Below are 17,576 nucleotides of genomic sequence, written 5' to 3' on the forward strand. Positions count from 1 at the left end.
ATTTCTCTTTTGCTAATAATTTCTGCATTTACGACAACAAAATTCACCTATGAAATTAAAAGGTATTCTTTATGGTTGCATATCTTCTGGGACATACGGTCTCATTCCGCTCTTTGCTCTTCCAATCATGAATAAAGGGATCGCTTTTGATTCGGTACTGTTTTACCGCTTTTCCTGCGCTACCGTTGCTTTAGCCGTACTTATGTTATTCCGGAAAGTATCTTTCCGTATCGGGCAAAATGAAATATTGCCGTTAATTACATTAGGAATATTATTCGCTCTATCGGCACTCTGCCTGTTTCGAAGCTATAATTTCATGCCGGCCGGAATTGCAGCTACGATACTTTTCTCATATCCTATTTTTGTAACACTTATCATGGCTGTTTTTTTCCATGAAAAAATCTCATTGATAATTATTACAGCCATTACCCTAGCATTCACAGGCATTTATCTTTTATATGGAGGAGACACGCAAGGACCGTTATATACGACAGGTATCGTACTCGTTTTGCTGTCAGCATTATCTTATGCAGTATATTTGGTTATAATAAACAGCTCTACGGTTTCTCATATGTCCGGAATAAAAATTACATTTTATGCTATGACAGTCAGCTCGCTATTTTTTTTATTGAAAACGACTTCTTATAACAATCTGCAAATACTCCCGGATACAGATTCCATAGTCAATATCATACTCCTCGCTCTTATTCCTACCATTATTTCATGTGTCACAATGGTTTACTCGGTACATTACATAGGCTCTACAGCGACGGCTGTACTGGGAGCAATGGAACCATTAACGGCTGTATGCGTTGGAATTTTTGTATTCGGAGAACCTTTCTCAATTAGTCTGGCCATAGGAATGACTCTTATTATTCTGGCGGTCATCCTCATTATAGTATCACATACTCTCTCCAAATATTTAAAAGAATTTCAACATTTTATACGAACCGAAATAGCCGGAAAGAAACCATAAAACCCAATCGATATGAGAACCAAAATAGATATCAATACGTGGAAAAGAAAAGAGAACTATCTGTTCTTTAAAGATTTTGTTACCCCGTTCTTCAGTATAACTGTAGAAATGGATGTAACAAAAGCATACAAAAAATCTAAAGAAAAAGGTTATAAATTCTCGTTATATTGTATGTATGCTGCTTTAAAAGCGGTAAACGAAAACGAATCTTTACGGTATCGCCAACTGGATGGTGAAATTTATTTATATGATCGCATCGAACTTAATACGCCTATCGCCCGTGCCGATCATTCTTTCTCGTCGGTCATTTTACCGTATTATAAAACATTTTCCGGATTTTCGCAAGCCGCCCTACCTATTATCGAAGCTGCAGAAAGAGGAGAAGGAGATGCATATAGCGCCGATGCTCGTAAAGACACTTTTGTCGTAAGTATCAATAAATGGTATAATTTCACAGGAGCGACATTTCAAATCCCGCAAAATGCGGGAGAAAGCATACCGCTTATGGCTTTAGGAAAAATGGTTTCAAAAGAAGGGCGTCTCCAAATGCCTGCAGTAATGAACTTTCATCATGGCTTTACCGACGGATATAACGTAGGACTATTCTGGAACCGGTTTCAGGAATTACTGGACGAAGACTGAAAATAGCGAACAATCCTGTATTTCGAGATGTTTTTGCTAATACAAAAACTATCAATGATGAATATTGCTATTAACGGAGCTACAGGATTTATCGGTTCCAATCTTTCTCATTATCTTTCCTGTATAGGACATTCTGTGATACCTATCGGGAGAGCTATTTATTATGATCAGCATAAACTAAAACAAACACTGGAAGGCACTAATGTCGTTATCAATCTTGCCGGTGCTTCCATTAATCACCGATGGTCTAAATCATACCAGCATGAAATATATTCCAGCCGGGTAGATGTAACCCGCCAACTGGTAAAAGCTATAAATAGTTTATCTCATAAGCCGGAACTGCTGATCTCGGCTTCAGCTGTAGGATTTTATGATTCACAAGGTATACATAACGAATACAATCACCGGCAAGGAAAAGGTTTCCTTCCCGCACTGTGCCGGGATTGGGAAGCAGAGGCAAACCAAGTATCCTCCGATATCCGGCTGGTCATCACCCGGTTTGGCGTCGTATTTTCCTCTAATGGAGGCGCATTTCCGCAAATGGTACGGTCAATCCCTTGGGGAATATCTTTTCGGATCGGGAATGGTCATCAAATTATTTCCTGGATCGCACTGGCAGATCTTATGCGTGCCATGGAATTTATTATTTCTCATCCGGAATTAGATGGTATTGTAAACTGTACAACACCAGAATCTATTACCCAGGGAGAGTTAGCCAAAGCTATAGCCAATGCCTATCATATAGGTATCATATTATCTGTACCTGCTCTCCTGTTCAAACTATTATATGGTAAAGCTTCAACTGTATTTACGGAAGGTCAGCATGCTAAACCGGTCAAATTGCCAGAATACGGTTTTTCTTTTATTTCACCGAATGCCGAAGATTTTTTACAAAGAACAGCTCCTAAAAAAACAAAAAAATGACGGGAAGTACAAAAATATAATTTACTTTGTCAGACATGACTTAATACTATAAATAACAATGAAAACAAAAAATCTACTTTATTTTACCCTGGCTATCATGATTTTCTGTTCTTGCCAGGATAAGAAATCATCCGGCAAAGAAGCAAATATTGTTTACGAGAACATCATGAACCGGAAAAGCGTACGTAACTACACCCCACAACCGGTAAAAAAAGAACTGTTAGACACTCTCGTCCGGGCTGGTATGGCCGCACCTACAAGCAGGGATATACGTCCCTGGGAGTTCATCATTATTACCGATAATGAAATATTACAATCATTAGGGGAAAAACTGCCTTTTGCTAAAATGCTTAAAGAAACAAAACAGGCTATCGTAGTCTGTGGAGATTCCATCAAATCGGATGCATGGGTACAAGATTGCTCCGCAGCCACAGAAAATATACTTTTAGCAGCAGAATCACTGGGATTAGGAGCTGTATGGACTGCTGCGTTTCCGTACCCAGACCGCATTAAAGCTGTAAGCGAAACTTTAAAATTACCGGCGAACATTATACCTTTGTGTGTAATCCCGCTCGGATACCCGGCCGGAAAAAACACTCCTAAAAATAAATATAATCCGTCCGTTATCCACTATAATGTATGGTAATACGACAGAATATAAAAAAGGTGGCTTTTAGGCCACCTTTTTTATGTATGCTGCATATTAATTATTCAGCACTTTCTTGAGCAGGAGCTTCTGCGGTAGCCTCTTCTTCCACCGGAGCGGCGGCAGCAGCTTCCTCGGCAGCTTTCGCAGCTTCGGCCTCAGCCTTGGCAGCAGCTATTTCTGCACGTTTTTGAGCAACAGCTTCGGCTTTAGCCTTATTAGTTTCCTGTTCGGCTTCAAGACGCTTTTTGGCTTCTATAGCTTTAGCATCATTCAATTTAGCTTTCGCGGCTTCTGTTGCAGATTGTTTGTTTTTCAACCAGGCTTCAAAACGCTTTTCTGCTTCTTCAGCGGAAAAGGCTCCTTTTTTCACACCACCTAAAAGGTGTTTCTTCAATAATACACCTTCGTTTGAAAGTATATTACGAACCGTATCGGTGGGTTGAGCACCGGTTGTCAGCCAATACAAAGCTCTTTCGAAATTCAAATTTATTGTAGCAGGATTAGTGTTCGGATTATAAGAACCTACCCTTTCAATAAACTTACCATCACGTGGTGCCCTGCTATCGGCGATTACAATCTGATAGAACGCGTAATCTTTACGGCCATGTCTTTGTAATCTGATTTTTGTTGCCATTTGAAATTTTATTAAATTGTTAGTAATTGCATTAGCGGTGCAAAGGTAAGATTTATGTTTTGTTCTGCAAAACAATTTAAGCAGAAATGAACATTCAGCCCATTTTTATTTTTTACCCGTCATTATTCTTTCAAAAAACTTATTGAATAGAATTGTTAAAAATACCAGAACATATCAATTCGTCATAGTAATGTAACGTATTTCATATATTATTTTTTGCATTTTTGCAGCAAAATACACTCTGAGACTTGTTTATTACATATAATATATATAACTTTGGTAACTTATTTTCTTTTCGGTCCATAATATGGAACATATAAATTGTTTAAATATTACTAACCTAAAAACAAAACATTTATGAAAAAATCTACTCTTCTTAAAAGTTTATTTCTGGCAGCTACTCTGTTCATGAGTACAAGCGCCTTTGCAGAGGAAATCTACAAAGAGACCTTCGACAACGTAACTCCCGACAAAGGTAAAATAGATGCCTGCAAAGGATTTGACCAGGCAGTAAACGGTGTCTCTTATGTGGCTACGAATAACACTGCAGGAGATATCCGTAAAACGTCAAGTCTAAATCCGCACCTTTGGTTACCAGCTGGAAAAGATGCCGGAATTAAAATATCCAACATCAATACCAGCGGATGCAACAACATGGTATTGTCTTTTAAAATAGCTCCCAATAAAGGAGGTGCAAAACTTGCTTTATCCATAACTGCAAACGGAACAACCATCGAATTTCCCGAAACCGTGCTGACTACTCAAAACGAATATCAGACAATTACCTGTACGACACAGATTCCTGAAGCTTCAGCTACGGAAATCATAATAGAAGCTTCAGCTACGGGGAACTCTACAGCTACGACCAATGGTTTAAGAATCGATGATATCACTATTAACGGCGACAAAGCCGCCGATGCACCGGTAATTACCGCTGAAAACGTTGACTTCGGAACGGTTTACGACGCTACCGAAACAAGCAAAAATTTAGTTGTAACGGGAACAAATACTACTGCTCCTATCACTTATGTTTTAGCTGACGATAATAATGTATTTACCGTTACAGGTGACTTAACTGCAGCCGGAGGAACTCTTACAGTAAAATTTGCTCCCAAAGCCGGAGGCGAATATGAGGCTACATTAAATATGGTAAGCGGAACCGCAAGTAAAACCGTAAATATAAAAGGTATATACGAAGCTCCTCAAACAGCGACTTTGCCTTATGAGCAAAATTTCGCAACAGATTTAGGCGACACATATGCTTACAGCGTAAGCGGTAGCCGTACTTGGTTCTGGGCACAATTTGAAAATAGCGGAACGACTGAAACTTACGCCCAAATGGGTGCTGGCAAACCTTCTTCTGCCAATGAGGACTGGTTAATTACTCCGGGCATTACTTCTAATTCTAATGACGGCGTTACTATTTCTTTCGACACGAAGACAGCTTACGCCGGCAAACCATTACAACTTTTATACTCTAAAAATTATAAAGGCGTAGGCGATCCTACAGCTGCAACATGGACCGAAATTACAAAAGATGCAACTTGGCCTGCAACTCCTGCCAGCGGTTATTCCAATATTACCCCGTCTGGAGATATAACAGTAGCAGGTAGCGGACAAATTCATTTTGCATTTAAATATACTTCAGACGATAGTGCAGAGGGTTCTTCTACATGGCAAATCCATCAGATTCAAATTAAAGCAGCGACTTCTGGTGTTGAATCTGCAAGTAATAACGAAACAAATATATACGCAGCAAACGGGACTATTTATGTAAATGCCGTAGCCGGCGAACTTATTGAAGTTTACAATACATTAGGACAGAAATTAATGGCTAAAAAAGCTACCGACGGTCTTAATGCCATTAATGTAAACGGTTCCGCATTAGTTATCGTAAAAGCCGGTAACAAAGTAGCAAAAGTTGTTCTTTAAGAAAAATAAGAATGAATATTATAAACTATCTAAGGAAGGAAGCGCGGACTATCTGCGCTTCTTCTTTTTTAATCATCATATCTGTATTACCCGCCTATAGTGAAATCGTTTATACCGAGAATTTCGATTATCCAATCGGAGATCTTTTATCGGCACACGGGTGGGAAGCATTCAGCACAGGAAGCTCCCCGATATCTGTTACCAACGGATTATCTTTCCCGGGCTATCCCGGCTCTGATATAGGGGGAGCAGCAGTTATAGACGCAAACGGAGAAGACGTTCGTCATGCTTTCGATCGCCCTATTACAAAAGGAAGCGCCTATGTAGCTTTTATGGGAAGAGTATCCTGGAGTGACAAAGCCTCATACTTCGTCTCCTTATGGGACGGAACAGTAAGTTATACGGTTCATAATTATCACGGACGGGTTTATGCTAACAGCGACGGACAGGTAGGATTATCTTTTGCCGATAATCAAAAGTCCGAATATTCATCTTCTTCTTTCTTTTCCCCGGAAGGAAAAACATATCTTTTTATCATACGATATGATATTGTTCCGGGAAACAATAATGACCAGGTAAGGCTTTACGTATTGGATGAAATAACAAAAAATGAACCGGAAACAGCTACGATAGGTCCGTTAAGCGATGCCACCAAACCGGACGTTTTACCCAATGGTTTCGTTCTCCGTCAATATAGCGACGGTCAGCAAATGGTCATCGACGGCATACGTGCTGCAACATCGTGGGAAGAAGCTGTCGGCATTACTTCAGGAATTGTACCTACCAGTAAAAACAGCTTTTTTTCTATTGACCGAACAACCAACGGGTTGGAAATAAATCTGGAAGAAGCAAAAGACATTATTCTCTATAATATCACCGGACAAATAGTAAAAAGACTAAACGGGAACATAGGGAAAAACTCTATTATGAATCTTTATAGGGGGATATATATACTACGGATAGGTAATGAAACAGTCAAAATATCCCTCTAAAGCAATAAACCCCGTACTTTAAATTTGAGTTACGGAGTTTATTTATATTTGAATATACAATAAAAATAAGGCAGAGCCTTTATCCTCTGCCTTCATTTTTTTACGATCATAAACTTTCTTACTGGTAATTATCCGATGATACGATACCGGATGTCCATACATTTCTATTTCCGCTTCACGACTACCACGCCGAGAAGCTTTCAGATAATCATCTTTAATCATTTTCTTCTTTCCCATATCATTTATCATTAAGAATAACAAAGATAATACTTACGGCTATCATTACAAAAGAACTTCCTTCTCCTAACTTAGCAAAGCACTCCGCAATACATGTATAATGTTCTCACGTGCAGTTTTCGGATTTAAAGCCCTTTCTTTCCGCATACCAGGAGGAGTAACGGTAATGACACGTGATATTCCCTCATTTGCCAGACCGGGAATATCTTCTGTTTTTCCTCCGACAGCCCAAACCGGAATATTTTGCAGGCGCGCCCTCCTCGCCACCGAGACAGGCACTTTCCCGTGAATTGTCTGGGAATCGATACTTCCCTCTCCGGTTATGACCAAATCTGCTCCTTTCAACAAATCTTCAAAACGTAAAACGTCCATTATCCAATCAGCTCCTCTCACCAACTCTGCATTCAGAAACACCTTTAAACCATATCCTACACCACCCGCAGCTCCTACTCCGGGAATCATATATGATCTATCATTATATTTACCCTCAACAACCTTGGCAAAAGAACGTAAACCGCAATCCAGTCTGGTTGTCATAAACTCGTCCGCCCCTTTCTGAGAAGCGAACATATAAGCAGCCCCGTTCGTACCATAAAGAGGATTATCCACATCGCAAGCGATCCGAAGCTGGATATTTCTCAATTCCGGCATAACATCTTTATCATCTATAGACACTATTTGCTTCAAATTTCCTCCGGCGGGCTTCACCTCATTACCTGCTTCATCGAGAAAATGAAAACCGAGAGCGGATAATAATCCTATGGCCGCATCGTTAGTAGCGCTCCCGCCGATAGCAAGAATAATTTTTTGAAATCCTTTCCGTAACGCTTCAGCAATGATTATCCCGGTTCCGTAAGTTGTAGTCTTCTCCGGATTATATTCCCTTTCATTAAGCAACATCAGTCCACTCGCTTGCGCCAACTCTATTACAGCCGTCAGGCCATCCCCTAATACACCCCAAAAAGCGTTTATAGGCCGCATTAGAGGATCATATGTATTACATGGGAAAAAGTGCCCCCGTGTAGCATTTACCAAAGTCGCCATTGTCCCCTCTCCTCCATCGGCCATCGGGACAGAAACGACCTCGCAAGCGGGATATATTCCTATTATAGCAGTTCTCACGGCATCGGCAACTTGTAAAGAAGAAAGGCAACCTTTAAAAGAATCGGAAGCCACTACTATTTTTTTCATTATCTATTATTTCTATGTACATTTATAAACCTTTCCTACAAATATACTTTTATTATCCAACAAACAGAACAAAAGTATCATCACATCTGCCATTCAAAGCACGAAGCTCTACTGTAAGAACTGTTAACATTTGGAACAATCGATTTGAAATAAATAAAACAAATTGAATTATCCGTTTTTTTATTTATTTTTGTATCATTGAATTCCCTTGAAGAGTCGAGGGCATAATTTTAACGGAAAGCGTTTTCTATTATCAGTGGCTTTGAAAACCGCCAATTTTTAACTCATTCATTGATAATAGATAATTGATCTCCGTCTTTTCTCCGTTATATGTGTTTTGCATATATACAGAAAAGGCGTGGGGCTATTATCTATTGAATGAGTGGGTGCTTGGCGGTACCTCAAAGCCGATAGATATTCCCCGCGCCTTCTTTTTTCTGTAAACACATATAAGGTATATATGAAAAAGCATATTCTCATTGCTGCCCCTCAGCATTATTCTAACACGTCATAGATAAATGTCCATGAACCCGAAATTTCGTTTCGGGACGACACTGATAATTATTTTTTATCATTTTTCACTCCTTCATTTTATCCATGACCACACTAAAAGGAAAAATAGTTCTTCATTTTCTAAAACATATAGAACCGGTTCATCCGTTTATTACATGCCAGAAAATACAGCCTTATATCCGGTTACATCATCTTACTTTGACAGATAACGGGATACGATTCCTGGGAGGAGATTTCATCTTGTATACAAATATACTGGATTTACGCGAAACCAAAGAAGGATTACACATCATCCTGAAAACAGGATGGGTCTATTTCCTTTCTCACAACGAAAATAAACATTTTTGTTGCGAAGTATACCAGAAATGACTTGAATAAAAAAGCTTTTTCCCATTTAATTAGTATTTCATATTGCAAAATACATTTATTCTGCCTATGTTTGTAGTTACAGACAGTACAAATATAATTAAATTCAAGTATTATACTTAAATATTACAAGTAATTTAATTTTTATTTTCATTTAAAACTAAAAACTACACATATTTTAATATTCAAATATGGAAAGTCCGGAAATTATAAAACAATTACTTACATATACGGGAATGTCCGCCAGAAAATTCGCTCAAACAATCGGATTGAAGACGGTACAGAACATATACGACATACAGAAAGGTAAAATAAAAAAAATAAGTCCGTCCTTTGCAAAAAAAATTATAACAGTTTTTCCCGAAATAAACCAGGCCTGGTTATTCACCGGAGAAGGAAATATGTTAAATTCCGGCTATAATTTTCCCGAAAAGAATTCTTTTCCTGTTAATGAAAATAAAGCGTATTACAGGAGCAAAAGTCCTTATTTTTCACATATTCCTCTGGTTTCCATACACAACGCAAATTATTATACAACAGGATGCGACAATGATGAATATCTTCACAGATTACCAACCATTCCAGTTATAATCGACAAAGATTTTCAAGGAGAATACAGATGTTTTGAAGTGGACGGCGACAGTATGGACGACGGAACCCGAAACGCAATATGCGATAAAGATATCGTCCTGGGAAGAGAAGTTAAACGCGAATTATGGAAGAATAAATTACAGATAGATGATTGGGATTTCGTTATCGTACATAAAGAAGGTGTAACAATTAAACGCTTGTCGGGACAGGATACCGAAAAAGGAATTATCATTTGCCATCCCCTAAATAGCTTATACAATGATTTTGAATTAAACCTTGACAATATATACGAAATCTATAATATCATCAAAATAGTAGATCGAAGCATGAGAAGATAAACACTCTATAAAATCTATCCTGTCCGTCTGATTAATGCCCGAGATGGAGAATCACCTGCGATACTTGAACTGTATTTAATTAGATCAGGAATATGCTACCTTTATTTTTGCAAGCACTCAAAACTTACTAAACGTACTCATCTTATCGTTCTTAAATAGAATACCATTATAATTATACTTTATAAATATCCTTAGAAAAGGATTACCGCAAAAGATTTAATCCATAAAAAAGGACGAATATACATAGCTCCCAGTTTTACAAATAGTTATAAAAACAGGGAGCTATGCATTCAATCCGCTAAAAATCAACATCATTTGTGGAGATGGAGGGATTCGAACCCTCGTCCAAACGAGGAACTAATGAGCTTTCTACATGCTTATCTTCGTTTCGATTGTCGGGTACAGACAAGACCGAAGCCACCAATCCATACCTTAGTCTTTAAAATTTCACCAACTGTCCAAGACAAACAGCAAGCTATTTCCGATATTATTGCACCACCGTTTCGGACCGCTTCGGAACCACAGCATCCGGGTGATGTCCCGTCTCCACAACTATTGCGGAGATTAAGCTAATCTACTATACTTCGATTAAGCAGCAAGAGCGTAATTATTTTCGCCAGTTAAATTTTTGATGTCTGAGATTATAGAGCAAGCCATCTACGCTCTGCATGCTTACACACCACTTCTACCCGCTGTCAAAACCGGTCATCCCCAGTTTGTCACAAAGACCACTCTTGTGGCCGTAGACGTAGTTTGTTACAAAGATACTATATTTTGATTTAATAAATAACTCTTCTTGTTTTAAAATTCAATAATGCATATATATTGCATATTATTACATTTAAAGCTTAAAAATATGATTTAATATACAGAAACAAGATTATATATACAATTTTCACTACTTTTGCACACAATAAGAACAACACCTAATATGAAAGAGTCTACAGCACCCATACCCTCTCCTTTAATATCCCTTATTCCTATTATTACTTTAGTTTGCATATTATTCATGGTTATAAAAGTATTCGGCGGAGAAGCCTTATCGGGTGCAAGCCAAGTATCGCTACTTATTTCCAGCGCGGTATGCATTCTCATCGCTATACTCGGTTATCGCATTTCCTGGAAAATACTGGAAGAACATATAGGAGAAAACGTCAAGAAAGTAACTCCAGCCCTTATCATTCTACTGCTTATAGGTTCTATTGCCGGTACCTGGATGCTGAGTGGCATTGTCCCCAGCCTTATCTACTACGGATTACAAATCATGCATCCCAAATTCTTTCTGGCAATAACCTGTATCATCTGTGCTGCTATATCTATTATGACAGGCAGTTCGTGGACTACTATTGCTACCATCGGAGTTGCATTTATAGGAATAGGAAAAGCACAGGGATTCGAGATCGGATGGATAGCCGGAGCTATTATTTCGGGCGCTTATTTCGGCGACAAAATATCCCCTCTTTCCGATACCACAGTACTAGCATCCTCCACTACCGAAACCCCTCTCTTTACACACATCCGCTATATGCTCGTTACCACCGTTCCATCAATCATTATCACTCTTGCCATTTTTACCGTAGCCGGGCTTAATCACACGGTAACATCCTACGATCAAATAGCCGCTTTCTCAAATACATTAAATGAAACATTCCATATTACTCCCTGGTTGCTTATGGTACCTGTTATTACAGGTGTGCTTATTGCATTAAGATTACCAACTATCATCACCTTATTCTTGTCTACAGTTTTAGCCGCCATATTTCTGGTAATATTCCAACCGGATATTTTACAAAAAATATCGGGAAATGGAGCCTTTGATTTCACTGCAGGTTTTAAAGGAGTCATGACGAGCATTTATGGTTCGACAAACATAGACACAGGTAATACCGAAATAAATAACCTGATAGCCACGCGAGGCATGTCGGGTATGATGAATACAATATGGCTTATTTTATGTGCTATGTGTTTCGGAGGCGCACTGTCCGGAAGCGGAATGTTAAAAAGCATCACATCTATTTTCCTCCGTTTTGTCAAAAAACCGAAAACGGCTGTCATCTCTACCGTGTCTTCAGGCTTATTCTTTAATGTATGCACTGCCGATCAATATCTGTCCATTATCCTAACCGGTAATTTATTCAAAGGACTTTATAAGAAACAAAAACTGGAAAGCCGTCTGCTCAGCCGTTCGGTCGAAGATTCCGTGACCGTAACATCGGTTCTTATTCCATGGAATTCCTGCGGTATGACACAAGCAACAGTATTGGGAGTTTCTACACTCACTTATCTCCCTTTCTGCTTCTTTAACATACTGAGTCCTATTATGTCTATTGCGGTCATTCTACTCGGCTATAAAATATATCCGGGCAAACAGGAAAAAGAAATTACAGAGAATAATACGGTCATCCGAAATATCCGTATCCAGAAAATATGATATTCTAATTTTTCAGCAACATGATCATTTTGATAGATAAATCAAATAAAACAATCTTTGCGTTAGCGTTCTGTCCTATATCCTTCTCCGCCTTTTCAAGATGTTCCATAATAGACCTTACATTCCGCTCATGTATGAACGGTGCAAAACGGGAAGAAAACATTTCTTCATCCCGGTTCATATAATTCAATTGAGGATTGTTAAGGTTATAGATATAATTCTCCCGTATCATCCGCTGCATATAGGAAAGAAATTTCCTGATGCGTTCCCGTCCTAAGTCGGAAACTTCCTCACTCCAGCTTTTCAGATCCTTTATCTTACGCATATATGCCAAACGCATAACCCGAACGAAAAAGTCAAAATATGCTTTATTCTCTTCATTCAGCATCAGATTTTCCCGGGCTCGTATATAATTCCCTTCCGCTAAATGAGCCACAGCCAAAGCGTCCTGACGGGCTATACCGAATTTTTCCTGTAAATCGGCAGCCATAACCTCTGCAGGCAACGCCTTCATCGCTACACGTTGTGAACGGGACAAAATGGTTCCCAACACTTTCGCAGGCTCATCGCTTACCAAAATGAACACCGTATTTTCATACGGTTCTTCCAATAATTTCAGCAATTTATTTGCGCAAGTCTGATGCATACGCTCCGGCATCCATATAATCATAACTTTATACGGAGATTCATACGTTTTCATATTCATCTTACGCAGGATACGTTCGCTTTCGTCGCCGTAAATAATCGCTTGCGAATTCTCTGCACCTATATAAGAGAGCCAGTCGTCTATACCAAAATAAAGATGTTCTTTAAGGAACGCCCGCCATTCGTTGTCATAATCATCGCAGGATTTTTTCTTTTTCTTCTCACTTCGAACTATAGGAAATACAAAATGCAGATCGGGATGAGTCAAGGCACTGTATTGACGGCACGAAGGACATTCCCCGCAGGCCTCATCCTGCCGGCGGTTAGTACAATGAATATAACGGGCATAGGCCATAGCCATAGGAAACTTTCCTATCCCTGACGGCCCGCAAATCAACTGTGCATGAGCGATTTGCCCGGTATGCACTGAATTCAGCAACCGTTCCTTGATCTCGTCCTGTCCTATTACATCCTTGAAAAACATGCTTTCAATATATTTCTTTTGCCACCTTGCGTACACTCTCGGTTGCCATCATCGAATAGAAATGAATGCTGGGAACTCCACGGGATATCAATTCTTTTGCCTGCAACGTACACCATTCCACACCCACTTCCTTCGCAGCTGCGTCATCCTTGCACTTACGCAACTCCGTCACCAACGTATCCGGCATATCCACATGGAACACTTTAGGCAATACGGTCAATTGATTACATACGACTACCGGCTTTATTCCGGGTATGATAGGAACATGGATACCGATAGCCCTGCAACGTTCTACAAAATCAAAATATTTGGCATTATCGAAGAACATCTGTGTAACAATATAATCAGCTCCGGAATCTACTTTCGCTTTTAGCCATTTCAGGTCTTCATCGGGGTTGGGAGATTCATCATGTTTCTCCGGATAACCGGCAACCCCGTAGCTAAACGGGGTACGTACCAGATCCATTCTCGTTCCGTCCAAAAAATAGCCTTCATTAAAATTATTAACCTGCCCCTGCAGATCAATCGCATGTTCGTGTCCATCGGCATCCGGCGTAAACCGGTTCTCATGCTTTGCCTTATCTCCTCTTAACAGTAACAGATTACAGATTCCTAAAAAATTAAGATCAATAAGAGCATATTCTGTCTCGCTACGGCTGAATCCGCTGCATATAACATGCGGTACTGCATTTATCTGGTATTTATGCTGTATAGCGGCAGCCATGGCAACCGTACCCGGACGATTACGTACCGATATACGACGATACAGGCCATCGGGAGTATCTTTATATACATATTCGCTACGATGGGTCGTAATATTAATATATAACGGATTAAATTCGCGCAAAGCATCCACAGTTTTAAATACACGGTCAATGCTACTGCCTTTAAGCGGCGGAAGCACCTCAAACGAAAATCCTGTTTTTTTGCTCTCGTTTATCAGATCTGTCACTTTCATATATAACTCTTCTTGCATTTGAAATACAAATGTACTGTTTTTATATCAAACAGAAAAACAGAGTATCAATAATTACAGAGAATCATAACAAAATGCAAATATTCGTTTCTAAAAATCATTAAAAAGCAGCCAATCATTAAATTACATTAAAACCCTTATTTTTCATGCCAGATAACTATGTTTTATAACACAAAACTTTTTATATTTGCATCGTGTTTTTCATGGTATTAGATTTAAGGTTAACGAAGATTGGTTGTCGGGATGACAATCAATTTTTTTTGTATATACCCTATTTCTTATAAAACAATTAAATAGCGGCTCCACGCCTCAATAATAAATTATTATATCATATACCATCAACTATCAACGAATCAATTCATTAACGGTAACAAAAAATCTCTACTGAAGAAAAATACGCGGAACTTGCAAAAACAATTTATTTTGATAGTCCAACTATCCACTACCGCACAACATAACCGCAGTACACATGGCATAATAAAAATGACAGGTAAGAGCATTCCCTCCTTTTAAATTTATCAATAAAAAGGAAACAGGAAGTTCTATTATCGACTGGCTACAGCAGACAATGAAAAATCGGAAGTTTAATTACAAAATCACCCTCACACATTTTCCCGATCTTGTAAAAGTTCTGCATGCAGAAAAGACAGACCAACCTACCGGATCGATATATTCCCATGTAAAATACAAATCCTCTGTGACTCATAGCTTCATCCGCCACTGCGTCGCGTGCTATAAAATCCGGACGAAGAATACCTGAAGACCGGGATGATAAAAAGCCATATTACCGGATAACAGAAACATAAAGTCCATAACAGATGAAATGGAATAAAATGTAAAGTCTTTTTTAAAGAATAATTGATTTTATCTTTTTCATAAAATATAATCTCGGAACAACAACGACTTATGTATGCTTGTTTATATATTATCTAATCATTATACATGTATGAAACAATATAAAAATATACAAGGCACAAATATCTCCTTTCTATTGCGGCGGCATCGCCGCTCGTATATCGGTCATCATAGCCGGGCACACAGAAGGAGAACTATACCGTAAGATCTCTATTCTATGTAATAATTATTGCCCGCCCCCGAAGACGTAGGTGAAGAATATCATCTTTTAATGACAAAGCTGAAAGCGTTCAACGCGACTCTCCACCAGCATATCCTGAAAAAAACATAGTGTTCAAAGAATCTCCGCAACCGGAGAAACAACTTTTTAATAGCTTATAGCAGTACAAATAGTTTCAACTTTTTAAAAGTTACAATAACAATGACAAAAACAATAAAAATAAAGCGTGTCTACGAAGAATATTCTGCAGAAGACGGATATCGTATACTGGTAGATCGTTTATGGCCAAGAGGCGTACGTAAAGAAAATCTGCATTATGACTTATGGGCAAAAGAGCTGGCTCCTTCTCCGGAGCTACGGAAGTGGTACCATACCGATCCGGAGAATAGATGGAAAGAGTTTCGCAACAGATATATATTTGAATTATCAAATTCGGAACAAGTTCGGCAATCGATTCAAGATATCGGACATTATAATACTATAACCTTACTCTACGCAGCAAAAAATCCTGTACAAAACCATGCCCAGGTACTCAAAGAGTATCTGAATAAAGTTTTCCATATCGAATATTAGCTTATTCTTCTATTTACCGGGTTGTAAAAAACAGCAGGATTGGGTAAAAGTTCCCCCAAACAGATCCTTTACCGTTTTAACCAGCAAATGTAATAATTCAATCATGTTTCCCTCCATACTTAAATCATCCAGCACACCGAATGATTCATTGCTTATCGCAAAAGATTTTCCTTTGCACCGGGAGCATACTGAAAAACAGAACCGACAATTCGGCAACTATCCAATTCTTTGCAGTCACCGCAAGTATTAAATCCTTTTTCACATACACACTTGCGAATCTCACAATAATCGCTGCAATATGCAAATTTCGCACCGCCTGTACGACACCCCATGCAATTGATGGTTGTTGCTGTAATTTCCGGAGCATTATTCATTTCACTCCACTTTTGAGCGGTTTTCTCTCTTAAATCATTGTCATTTGCGACTGTGGCCATGCGGGCGTCGCAACTTTCGCAATCCAATCCACAGCATGCAATTAATTGTTTCATTTTTAATAATCTACAGTTATTTCATTAAAAAACAGAGTTCTTTAAAATCATAAAAACGGACACATACTCTTTTTCGCACCTTCATGCTATGCTTTCACATACCATCATCTTTTAGAGTTGACTTAAAACCTGACAACTATTCTCTGACTGCGCCAAATATAAAAAAAATTGAATCGAGTTTACCCGATAGTACAATATTTAATAACACGTTTCACCATAACTTATCCATACGAAAGTATAGATTTCATCAATATATATATTGATATAATCAGTTTGATTTATAACATACATATATATACATTTGTATCAAACAAAAACAAATAAACAATAAGTAATATGAAAACATTAGATTATATCCAACTGGATGAAAAAAAAGTAGAAAATGTAATAAACGGGTTACAACAACTTCTATCCGACTTTCAAATTTATTACACCAACCTCAGAAGTTTTCATTGGAACATAAAAGGCCATTCATTTTTTATGCTCCATAGTAAATTTGAAGAAATGTACAATGATGCAGCCGAAACCGTAGATGAATTGGCTGAAAGAATTTTAATGCTCGGAGGCATTCCCAATCACCGGTACAGCGATTATCTTAAAATTTCCCGGATCAAAGAATCAAAATATATAGATAACGCGGACAAAGCATTAACGAATATAGAAGAAACATTCCGGCATTTTATTTCAGAAGAACATAAATTATTGTCTGTCGCTTCAGAAGCATCCGACGAAGTTACCGTATCTATGATGAGCGATCTACTGAAAAAACAGGAAAAAATGATCTGGATGATAAGAGCATATACTTCTCTTTAAATAGAAATACGATATTATAAAGAAATCCCGGAAGTTTTTCCGGGATTTTTTATAGTTAAACACCTATTATGTCATTAGGAAAACAAATAATATCCAGAAAAAAATA

The 17,576-nt window shown here is 38.4% G+C and carries 17 protein-coding genes and 1 other RNA gene; 11 read left to right on the forward strand and 7 right to left on the reverse strand.

Annotated features, from left to right (window positions below; translation table 11 throughout):
* The first annotated feature begins 49 nt into the window (after window positions 1-49).
* From OCV73_RS00475 to OCV73_RS00490, 4 genes are all read left to right on the forward strand, one after another.
* Window positions 50-976, forward strand: a complete 927-nt coding sequence (locus OCV73_RS00475) for a DMT family transporter (protein WP_147548336.1) — start codon at window positions 50-52, stop codon at window positions 974-976.
* A 12-nt stretch (window positions 977-988) separates the two neighbouring features.
* Complete coding sequence (locus OCV73_RS00480; RefSeq protein ID WP_147548337.1) at window positions 989-1,618, forward strand: CatA-like O-acetyltransferase; 630 nt, start codon at window positions 989-991, stop codon at window positions 1,616-1,618.
* A 54-nt stretch (window positions 1,619-1,672) separates the two neighbouring features.
* Window positions 1,673-2,542 carry a TIGR01777 family oxidoreductase gene (locus OCV73_RS00485; RefSeq protein ID WP_167551180.1) on the forward strand — a complete coding sequence of 290 codons (870 nt, stop codon included), beginning with the start codon at window positions 1,673-1,675 and terminating at the stop codon, window positions 2,540-2,542.
* A 97-nt stretch (window positions 2,543-2,639) separates the two neighbouring features.
* Window positions 2,640-3,188 (forward strand): nitroreductase family protein, encoded by a 549-nt coding sequence (locus OCV73_RS00490; protein ID WP_147548697.1) that lies wholly within the window; start codon window positions 2,640-2,642, stop codon window positions 3,186-3,188.
* 61 nt (window positions 3,189-3,249) lie between these two features.
* On the opposite strand, the gene OCV73_RS00495 is transcribed toward OCV73_RS00490, so the two are convergent.
* Window positions 3,250-3,825, reverse strand: a complete 576-nt coding sequence (locus tag OCV73_RS00495) for a 30S ribosomal protein S16 (protein ID WP_147548339.1) — start codon at window positions 3,823-3,825, stop codon at window positions 3,250-3,252.
* A gap of 357 nt (window positions 3,826-4,182) precedes the next feature.
* On the opposite strand from OCV73_RS00495, the gene OCV73_RS00500 reads away from it, so the two are divergent.
* Together OCV73_RS00500 and OCV73_RS00505 are read left to right on the forward strand one after the other, a co-directional pair.
* The gene (locus OCV73_RS00500) at window positions 4,183-5,757 is read left to right on the forward strand and encodes a choice-of-anchor J domain-containing protein (RefSeq protein ID WP_147548340.1); all 1,575 of its coding nucleotides are present in this window, start codon (window positions 4,183-4,185) and stop codon (window positions 5,755-5,757) included.
* Between the two features lie 11 nt (window positions 5,758-5,768).
* On the forward strand, window positions 5,769-6,749 hold the full coding sequence (locus OCV73_RS00505; RefSeq protein ID WP_147548341.1) for a T9SS type A sorting domain-containing protein: 981 nt from the start codon (window positions 5,769-5,771) through the stop codon (window positions 6,747-6,749).
* 42 nt (window positions 6,750-6,791) lie between these two features.
* Here the strand turns inward: OCV73_RS00505 and OCV73_RS00510 are convergent, their stop codons facing one another.
* A complete protein-coding gene (locus OCV73_RS00510) occupies window positions 6,792-6,986 on the reverse strand; it encodes a hypothetical protein (protein ID WP_147548342.1) in 195 nt (64 codons plus the stop codon).
* Between the two features lie 66 nt (window positions 6,987-7,052).
* Window positions 7,053-8,177 (reverse strand): glycerate kinase family protein, encoded by a 1,125-nt coding sequence (locus tag OCV73_RS00515; RefSeq protein WP_147548343.1) that lies wholly within the window; start codon window positions 8,175-8,177, stop codon window positions 7,053-7,055.
* Window positions 8,178-8,774: 597 nt separating this feature from the next.
* On the opposite strand from OCV73_RS00515, the gene OCV73_RS00520 reads away from it, so the two are divergent.
* Window positions 8,775-9,059, forward strand: coding sequence for a hypothetical protein (locus OCV73_RS00520; protein ID WP_147548344.1), 285 nt, complete (start codon window positions 8,775-8,777; stop codon window positions 9,057-9,059).
* A 188-nt stretch (window positions 9,060-9,247) separates the two neighbouring features.
* On the forward strand, window positions 9,248-9,985 hold the full coding sequence (locus OCV73_RS00525; RefSeq protein WP_147548345.1) for a S24 family peptidase: 738 nt from the start codon (window positions 9,248-9,250) through the stop codon (window positions 9,983-9,985).
* A 315-nt stretch (window positions 9,986-10,300) separates the two neighbouring features.
* Here the strand turns inward: OCV73_RS00525 and ssrA are convergent.
* Window positions 10,301-10,698, reverse strand: a transfer-messenger RNA (tmRNA) gene (gene ssrA / locus OCV73_RS00530).
* A 218-nt stretch (window positions 10,699-10,916) separates the two neighbouring features.
* Between ssrA and OCV73_RS00535 the strand changes: the two genes are divergently transcribed.
* Window positions 10,917-12,416, forward strand: coding sequence for a Na+/H+ antiporter NhaC family protein (locus tag OCV73_RS00535; RefSeq protein ID WP_147548346.1), 1,500 nt, complete (start codon window positions 10,917-10,919; stop codon window positions 12,414-12,416).
* Between the two features lie 4 nt (window positions 12,417-12,420).
* On the opposite strand, the gene OCV73_RS00540 is transcribed toward OCV73_RS00535, so the two are convergent.
* Both OCV73_RS00540 and metF read right to left on the reverse strand, forming a co-directional pair.
* Window positions 12,421-13,545: a DNA polymerase III subunit gene (locus OCV73_RS00540; protein WP_147548347.1), complete on the reverse strand. Its 1,125-nt coding sequence runs from the start codon at window positions 13,543-13,545 to the stop codon at window positions 12,421-12,423.
* A 4-nt stretch (window positions 13,546-13,549) separates the two neighbouring features.
* The gene (gene metF / locus OCV73_RS00545; RefSeq protein WP_147548348.1) at window positions 13,550-14,503 is read right to left on the reverse strand and encodes a methylenetetrahydrofolate reductase [NAD(P)H]; all 954 of its coding nucleotides are present in this window, start codon (window positions 14,501-14,503) and stop codon (window positions 13,550-13,552) included.
* Window positions 14,504-15,797: 1,294 nt separating this feature from the next.
* On the opposite strand from metF, the gene OCV73_RS00550 reads away from it, so the two are divergent.
* Window positions 15,798-16,169 (forward strand): DUF488 domain-containing protein, encoded by a 372-nt coding sequence (locus tag OCV73_RS00550; protein ID WP_147548349.1) that lies wholly within the window; start codon window positions 15,798-15,800, stop codon window positions 16,167-16,169.
* Between the two features lie 152 nt (window positions 16,170-16,321).
* On the opposite strand, the gene OCV73_RS00555 is transcribed toward OCV73_RS00550, so the two are convergent.
* A complete protein-coding gene (locus OCV73_RS00555; RefSeq protein ID WP_147548350.1) occupies window positions 16,322-16,657 on the reverse strand; it encodes a DUF3795 domain-containing protein in 336 nt (111 codons plus the stop codon).
* Between the two features lie 336 nt (window positions 16,658-16,993).
* Between OCV73_RS00555 and OCV73_RS00560 the strand changes: the two genes are divergently transcribed.
* Window positions 16,994-17,470, forward strand: coding sequence for a Dps family protein (locus tag OCV73_RS00560; protein ID WP_147548351.1), 477 nt, complete (start codon window positions 16,994-16,996; stop codon window positions 17,468-17,470).
* Window positions 17,471-17,576 lie beyond the last annotated feature (106 nt).

Source organism: Barnesiella propionica (assembly GCF_025567045.1).
In the GTDB taxonomy this organism is placed as follows: domain Bacteria; phylum Bacteroidota; class Bacteroidia; order Bacteroidales; family Barnesiellaceae; genus Barnesiella_B; species Barnesiella_B propionica.